This is a genomic window from Sphingomonas sp. LH128 (assembly GCF_000293195.2).
GTDB classification, from domain to species: domain Bacteria; phylum Pseudomonadota; class Alphaproteobacteria; order Sphingomonadales; family Sphingomonadaceae; genus Novosphingobium; species Novosphingobium resinovorum_A.
The window spans coordinates 1-6,960 of sequence record NZ_ALVC01000156.1 but is presented as its reverse complement, the minus strand read 5'-3'; the positions used below and the strand labels follow the sequence as shown (position 1 = coordinate 6,960).

Below are 6,960 nucleotides of genomic sequence, written 5' to 3'. Positions count from 1 at the left end.
GATGCCGCGCTGCTGGCGGTGCTTATCGGCGCATCATCGGACTTTCTGACCCCGATTGGTCATCAGAACAATCTTCTGGTCATGGGGCCGGGCGGCTACCGATTCAGCGATTATGCCCGGATGGGCGCGCCGTTGGTCGTGGCTGTGGTAGCCTGTACGGCGATTACGCTGACGCTGCTGTATGGCTGATCGGGACTTCACGGTGCGCGATGCGCAGCACCAAGAAGCCCAGAATGCCGGAAATCAATGAACCGACGAGAATGCCGACTTTGGCTTCGGACTGAAGGATCGGGTCGCCCGGGAACGCCAGGAGGGCGATGAAAAGGCTCATCGTGAAGCCGAACCCACAGAGCAGGGCTACCCCCAGCATTCTGCATCCGGCTGGCATGCGCCGGAGCATCCGCCAATCTCAGCTTGGTGGCCATCAGCGACAAGCCGAACACGCCGATCGGCTTGCCGAGCACCAGACCTGCTGCGACTTCAAGCGTCACCGGTGCGAGTACTGCATTCGCCGGCAGGCTGAGAGAGTGGGTCGATTGCCGACCTGCCCAAGTGATCGAGTACGCCCGTCTGCGTCGGGCGGACATGGTTGGGAAGGCGAAAACGAGTTTCGCGCCTTCCCTTGCACAAGAGATCGAGCCCGGCTGCTACCACCTCAAATCGGCGATATTGAATTTGATTGAGCGATTGCCTTCAAAACCTGAGCGCTTGGCTTAGGAGACCGTTTGAATGTGACCGGATCGACGCTGGCAAGGCCGAAGGCGCCGTGGCCGATGCCAGCTCCCCATTCGTAATTGTCCATCAGCGTCCAATGGATATAGCCTTGTACCGGGACTCCTTCGGCCATCGCCCCGAGAAGTTCCCGTAGGCCGTCGCGGATAAGGTTGGCGCGGATTGTATCGTCGTCGGTTCCGACACCGTGCTCGGTTACCAAAACCGGCTTGCCGGTCGCCTGGTAGGCGTATCGCGCCGCGCCGGCGAGTGACGGAGCATATACTTCGGCGCCGCGGAAATTGCGCGGCGTGCCCGCAGGCGCAGGGAGGCGGCCATCCTTGCCCCACAGGATGCGTTCGTAGTTCTGGATGGCGACGAAATCGTCATCGCGCGCCACTGCCAGCCAGTCTCCGTAGAGTTCGGCCCGCATCCGGTCTCGGATGGAATTCGGGCCGACGGGCTGGTCGTCGGCGATAGACAGTGTGAAGCCGACGGGAAGGTCGGGGCGCACTGCCTTGATCGCGGCACGCGCACTTTTGTGGCCCTTGATCATCGCGGCGGTCAGGGCGGGGACGTCCTCCGGCAAGACGGTGTTAGCCACGAGATAGCGCGGTACGCCCGCAGCCTTTGCGGCCGCAGCCAGATTGGCGCGCAATCCTCCCATGAACTGAGGGGGCAGAACGAAGGGCAGCAGGCGGGGCAGGTTCGGCTCGTTCAAGGTCGTCGCGATTGCTATTCCGCTTGCGAGATGTTTGGCCGCCCGCTCGCAGAAACGAGTGAACAGGTCGCTCGCATCGGGATGCAACCATCCTCCTTGGGCGGCAAACCAGCGTGGCGTTGTGTAGTGGTTGAAGGAGACCACCGGGGCAATACCACGTTCGCGGCAGCCATCGATGATGGCCTTGTAGTGATCGAGCATGGCGCACGAGAACATTCCCGGTTCCGGCTCGATGCGTGGCCACTCAAGACTGAAGCGGAACCCATTGAGCCCGATGCTTTTCACAAGGTCGAGGTCATCTCGCCATAGCTCGAGGCTGTTGACAGCATCACCCGACGGCGCGCCAGTGATAGTAGGTTGCACATTCTCGAGAAGCCACTGGTCGGAATTCGTGTTGTTACCCTCGATCTGGTGGCCGGCAGTAGCCGCGCCCCACAGGAAGCCGGAAGGGAAGCTGGCCGATCCTAGCGAGGATTGCTTTTGCGCAGGAGCGGCGAGCGCTTTTCCAGCAAGCATGGGCGCTGCGGCAAGCGCGGCAGCGCCGGCGATGATTGAACGTCGGTCGATCATGCGAAGTCCTTGGTGAAGCGGCAGGCGGGTGGGCCCGGCCATGAAATCAGACAGGCACTTGTTCCGGAGCCTATGCTGCCGAAAGAAGCCTGAAACGCGCCAGCATGTCCCTGAATGTCAGTCCTGCATCGACGTAAGTGTAGACCCGCATGGGGCGCCCACCCGCACGCTCCGCATAGCTTCCGTTGTCGAGAAGCCTTGGTGTTGGCAGCAGCTTGTACCGGCTCGATGTAGGATCTGGCTGCATAGGGGGAACCAGCGCGGTCAATGTCACCAGCGGACTGTCGCCCAGGACGTAGGCGTCTGTCATGGCCACCGGGGGTACGCCAGGTATCTTGGCGAACATCTCCGGTATCGCATCGACCCTAGACTTAAGATAGGCGCCGAGCCGGCTCTGTCCACCCAACTCCTCAAGTTCGGCCGTGCTGAACAGCATCTGGCTATAGGCATCGGAGGGCACTTGCCAGATCTCGATATCGGATTCGTTGAACAGCACTTGCGCCGCTACAGGATCGATAGAGAAATTGAATTCCGGTTCGCCCGGCTTGGCTCCGGGATTTCCAAAGCCGGAATGAGTGTTCCCACCGATCCAGACCAATTTTATGCGGCGGCCAATGCGCGGCTCAGACAACCAAGCGAGCGCGAGATCGGTTAGCCCAGCGCCGGCCGCATAGATCAGAGGCTCGTTAGCGTCTTCGCGCATAGCTTCGCGGACGATGGCAGCCGATGCCGTACTGGGTTTCGAGGAGGTGCGTGACTGGATTGGCGTCTCGGATCCGGCTATGATGCTATACTTGCCGGCAAGCTTCATGATTTCGAGAACTTCGCCAACCCGTGCGATTGCATCTTGGGCGTCGTGCCCGCTGCCGAACTTGGCGGGAAGGTGCGATCCCACGATGAGAGAAATCTTGACCGACGAGCACAATGCGTGATGCGCAAGCTGAAACAATCCGTCCGGATCACCAGCGAAGTCGTTGTCGAGGATCACCCGTGCTAACGCTGGCTGCTTGCCAAATGCATGTGCGGGCACCGCGAGTGCGCTAGCGAGCGTCATCGCCAAACCGACGAATTTCCGGCGTTCCATTTTATGGGGCAACAAGCCTCTCCTTTCGTCTCTTTGGGCCGTTGTCCATCATCCAAAGCATCATGTAAAATATGCATTTTTTAGATAAACATAGGTACAGCCTATAGCAGGAATATTGCTTAAGAGGCTGCGAGCGGTGCTCCATCCGGGCTAACCGACAAATGTACAGTCGTGGAGTTTGCCGCAGACAGGTCACAGCGATCTCGCATCGGAAACCCTCAGTCCGAAACGGTAACACGTAACGCTGACCTGGAAACAAATCGGATGGCCGGTTTTTGGATTGGCGGGCAACGCGCTGAACTTCCGCAAAGCGGGCGGTTGCTGCTGATGGATCTTTAGCAAGTTGGACGTTGGGAGTGTCGTAGCCATCCGGTGAAAGCCGCGGCGCAGCTCTGATCAAGTGGTGATGGAGCGGCGTGCGGGCAGCCATTTCCAGGGCAGCAGTTCGTCGAGTTGGCGGGCCGGATGCTCGGCGATGCGGGTGAGCACATCCGCGAGCCAAGCCTGCGGATCAACGTCGTTGAGGTGAGCAGTCTGGATCAGGGTGTAGAGGACCGCCGCGCGCTGGCCGCCGCGATCGGATCCGCAGAACAGCCAGGCCTTGCGGCCTAGTGGCACGCAGCGCACGTTCTGCCGCGTTGTTGGTCATACAGACCTTCCCGTCGGTGAGGAAGTGGGCGAAGGTATCCCAACGTCGCAGCATGTAATTGATGGCTTTGGCGAGATCGTGGTTGCGCGACAGCCTGGTGAGCTGGCTGGTCAGCCAAGCGTGGAGCTCAGCCATTAGGGGCCCGCTCAACTCGCGGCGTACGGCGAGACGCTCGTCGGCGTCCTGGCCATTGATGCCGCGCTCGACATCGAACAGCGCATCGATCCGCTGCACGGCTTCTAGCGCGATCGGGTAGATCATGCCGGCATGATCGCCGCGGCTCTTTTTGCGGGCTGCGCTGGCGACGTCGGCCAGTTCGAAGAACTTGCGTCTCGCGTGAGCAAAGCAGCCGGCCTCATGAACAGGCGCAGGCAAGCGACCGGGGGCATAGCTCGCCGTAACCGCCATAGGCATCGGCCTGCAGGATCCCTGACCAGGATGCGAGATGCGCCCTTGGACGTTCGCCGCGCCTATCGCGCGAATAGTGGAACAGCGCCGCGGGCGGATCGGCGCCGGCGAATGGTCGATCATCCCGCACGTAAACCCGTAGGCTGGCGGTATCGGTCTTCACCTTGGCCATGACCGGCACGGTCGTATCGTCGCCATGCAATCGCTTGGCGGCGAGGACGTGTGCCTCGATGAGGCGGTAGAGCGGCAGCAGCGCGAAGGCGGCGGCACCAACCTGGTCGGCGAGCGTCGAGGTGCTCAGCGGTACGCCCTCGCGGGCGAAACGCTCCGCCTTGCGGTTGAGGGGTTAGTACTGGCCGTACTTCTCGAACAGCAGCATGGCGAGGAAGCTCGGGGCAGCCCAGCCACGCGGCACGACGTGGAAGGGCGTGGGCGGCTGCGTGATCGTCTCGCAGTCCCGGCAGGAGAAGTTCTCGCGCACGGCCTGGACGACATTCCGAGCGCGCGGGATCACTTCAAGCGTCTCGCTGACATCCTCGCCAAGCTTGGACAGCCGGCTCCCGCCGCAAGCCGGGCAAGAGCACGGTGCCGGCACCACAATCCTCTCGCGAAGCAGAAGCTCGGGAAACGGCATTCTGCCCGGCCGCTTACGCTCGAAGGCGGTGACGGTCGCCGTCTTCTCGGCCGCGACTTCGGCAGCAAGACTGTCCTCAGCCGCATCGTCCTCAAGCTCTTCGAGCTGCAGTTCCATCCGTTTTAGCAGGCGGCGGGTGCGCTTAGCGCTCGCGCCGTACTGCTCGCGTCTGAGCTTGGCGATCTGCAGCTTGAGGTGCGCGATCACCGCCCCGGTGGCACTCCCCCGGGCATGGGCATTGGCGAGCTTGGCTTCGGCCTCATTGGCCCGCTGGGTCGCACTCGCCAGCAGCGCCTTGAGCGCTTCGATATCGTCAGGAAGGGGTGAAACGGCGGCTTCCATGACCGCGATGGAATCACAGAAACTCGTTCGAATGAAGCGCAAAATGCTCCGCTGGAGAAGAAAACGGCGCCCCTATCCAGCGTTCTGCAGACGCCAGGAATACTGCGGGTTCCACCAGTCGATCCCGTCGAGCAGGCAAGCGAGGTGCGAGGCTGTCAGCGACACCAACGCTGTTCTGTCGTTCGGTGCCCCCGTCGGTTAAAACGTACCCCTCACCAGCGCAAACGCGCGGGGGAGCGGGGGAATTTTAGAAGGCGGGAGGAGCGAGAGACGATGCACTGCATCTCGTCATCGGCAGGCAGGACGCAGTTCCCGCTACTTGAACGTCATGGCAGGCACGGACACCGCCTTAGCTCTCGCCAAGGATGCAATCTCCTTTTCGCTAACCGAGCCCTTCGTGCCGCAGCTGGGGCAGGCAAAGAAGCTCACACCGCCAGCGCAAAGCATGTCCTCAATGTTGAACGTGTTTCCGCAAGAGCATTCGGCGGAAACACGCATTTGATGATGGTTCATCTGTCGGCACCCCTCCAGAGAATCGGAACCCTGTATTCACCCCGCCCAAATCGGGTGATTTTTATCCACAAAGATGGCGGCGCCGCGCAAGCGTTTGTCCGTTCTGTTGCACTCTTGGTGCGACAAACGGAGCGTCAGGGTGTTGTAGAATAGCGGCCTATGCCAGCTCGTCGGCGACTGGAACGGCACCACCCCCATCGGGGGAATTATGGTCGAACGGAAGTGGGACGGGTGGCGCGCGCTCCGCTTCCGCGGCCTCGACGGCAAGCCGCGCCTGTGGTCTCGCAATGGCCAGCCGCTCAACGGCGCCGATCAGGTCGTGCACCAGCTTGGCTTGATGCAGCGCGTCGCGGGCGTGCCGCTCTTCCTCCACGGCGAAATCGTGGTCGACGCGACGCTGTACGCAACGAAACGCTGGTTCGAGAGCGGACGGCGCAGGGGAGGGGATAAAGGCCGCCTCCACCTCTTCGACGTGCTGACGGAGGAGGAATGGCGCGCGGGCGACTGCAATCGGCCGCTGCATGAGCGAAAGGCCTGGCTGCAGGAGCTGGCGGCCGCGGTGCGCGACGATCCGGCGCTCTCCTGGGATTGGCGGCCGGGAAGCCGGGGCGGAGACGACCCCACCGCCGTTCAGGTGGTCGCGGATGAATGGGCCTTCACCGAATCGGACGTGCACGACATGGTGCAGCGCGTGTGGGCTGTCGGGGGAGAAGGGCTGATGCTCAATGATCCCGAGAGGCCCTGCCGGCGCAAACGCGGGCCTGCATGGGTCAAGGTGAAGCTGGACAACTGGTCTAAGTGGGAATCGCCCAGGAGGGCGGCATGATGTTCCTGATCGCCTCAAACGAGGCCGCAGAAATTAAACCCTACCGAGGGAAACCCAGGAACGTAACGACCGTGGAAATGCAGCCGACCAAGATCACCCAGCGCCGCGGGCGGACAGTCAAGTTCACTGGCACAGTCATCGCAAAGGGCGAGTTTCCGACGCGGCAGGGATTCGAAATACGGATGGAGGTCCACCAGACCGAGGGCGGCGCTTACGTCGCGGTGACGACGACCGACGCAGAGACGCGCGCTGTTGTCATCGAGCCCGCCGATCCGAAGGACATGCAGTGCGCGGTCATGGAAGCGTTCGACTGGCATGATCGAGCCAAGACGATGCCGCGAGATCAGCTCAAGTGGAAGTTTGTAAGGACGGTAGACTGAAGCGAAAGGGATAAACTCGATGGTTATGGTGCCTGCAGATAGTCGGCCGTGAACAATGCGATGTTCGTTTCGGCGACGGGTAGATTGCGTCCGATGTGCCGTGAGGGGTTTATCGAACTGGT

The 6,960-nt window shown here is 61.7% G+C and carries 6 protein-coding genes and 3 pseudogenes; 4 read left to right on the top strand and 5 right to left on the bottom strand.

What is annotated here, in order from left to right:
• Positions 1-189 (top strand): annotated as a pseudogene (locus LH128_RS13295) (SLC13 family permease); the annotation flags it as partial.
• Here LH128_RS13295 and LH128_RS35025 read toward each other — a convergent pair.
• The 5 genes and pseudogenes from LH128_RS35025 to tnpC all read right to left on the bottom strand — a co-directional run bounded on the left by LH128_RS35025 (position 164) and on the right by tnpC (position 5,119).
• Positions 164-370, bottom strand: coding sequence for a Na+/H+ antiporter NhaA (locus LH128_RS35025; protein WP_037519368.1), 207 nt, complete (start codon positions 368-370; stop codon positions 164-166). The pseudogene LH128_RS13295 and the gene LH128_RS35025 overlap by 26 nt on opposite strands.
• A 64-nt stretch (positions 371-434) precedes the next feature.
• Positions 435-587 (bottom strand): annotated as a pseudogene (locus tag LH128_RS35020) (hypothetical protein); the annotation flags it as partial.
• Between the two features lie 68 nt (positions 588-655).
• On the bottom strand, positions 656-2,002 hold the full coding sequence (locus LH128_RS13285) for a family 1 glycosylhydrolase (protein ID WP_008830159.1): 1,347 nt from the start codon (positions 2,000-2,002) through the stop codon (positions 656-658).
• 70 nt (positions 2,003-2,072) lie between these two features.
• Positions 2,073-3,086: a nucleoside hydrolase gene (locus LH128_RS13280; protein WP_008830158.1), complete on the bottom strand. Its 1,014-nt coding sequence runs from the start codon at positions 3,084-3,086 to the stop codon at positions 2,073-2,075.
• 396 nt (positions 3,087-3,482) lie between these two features.
• Positions 3,483-5,119 (bottom strand): annotated as a pseudogene (gene tnpC, locus LH128_RS13275) (IS66 family transposase).
• Positions 5,120-5,447: 328 nt separating this feature from the next.
• Here tnpC and LH128_RS33410 point away from each other — a divergent pair.
• From LH128_RS33410 to LH128_RS13265, 3 genes are all read left to right on the top strand, one after another.
• Positions 5,448-5,621, top strand: coding sequence for a hypothetical protein (locus LH128_RS33410; RefSeq protein ID WP_156800035.1), 174 nt, complete (start codon positions 5,448-5,450; stop codon positions 5,619-5,621).
• A gap of 219 nt (positions 5,622-5,840) precedes the next feature.
• Complete coding sequence (locus LH128_RS13270) at positions 5,841-6,458, top strand: ATP-dependent DNA ligase (RefSeq protein WP_008830155.1); 618 nt, start codon at positions 5,841-5,843, stop codon at positions 6,456-6,458.
• Entirely contained in the window at positions 6,455-6,838 is a 384-nt protein-coding gene (locus LH128_RS13265; protein WP_008830154.1) for a hypothetical protein, read from the top strand. The genes LH128_RS13270 and LH128_RS13265 overlap by 4 nt, the downstream gene beginning before the upstream one ends.
• Positions 6,839-6,960: the final 122 nt, after the last annotated feature.

Bases quoted from the DNA above. Each gene is read 5' to 3' on its own strand.
- LH128_RS13270 (WP_008830155.1), top strand. From the start codon at position 5,841: ATGGTCGAACGGAAGTGGGACGGGTGGCGCGCGCTCCGCTTCCGCGGC.
- LH128_RS33410 (WP_156800035.1), top strand. From the start codon at position 5,448: ATGGCAGGCACGGACACCGCCTTAGCTCTCGCCAAGGATGCAATCTCC.
- LH128_RS35025 (WP_037519368.1), bottom strand. From the start codon at position 370: ATGCTGGGGGTAGCCCTGCTCTGTGGGTTCGGCTTCACGATGAGCCTT.
- LH128_RS13285 (WP_008830159.1), bottom strand. From the start codon at position 2,002: ATGATCGACCGACGTTCAATCATCGCCGGCGCTGCCGCGCTTGCCGCA.
- LH128_RS13280 (WP_008830158.1), bottom strand. From the start codon at position 3,086: ATGGAACGCCGGAAATTCGTCGGTTTGGCGATGACGCTCGCTAGCGCA.
- LH128_RS13265 (WP_008830154.1), top strand. From the start codon at position 6,455: ATGATGTTCCTGATCGCCTCAAACGAGGCCGCAGAAATTAAACCCTAC.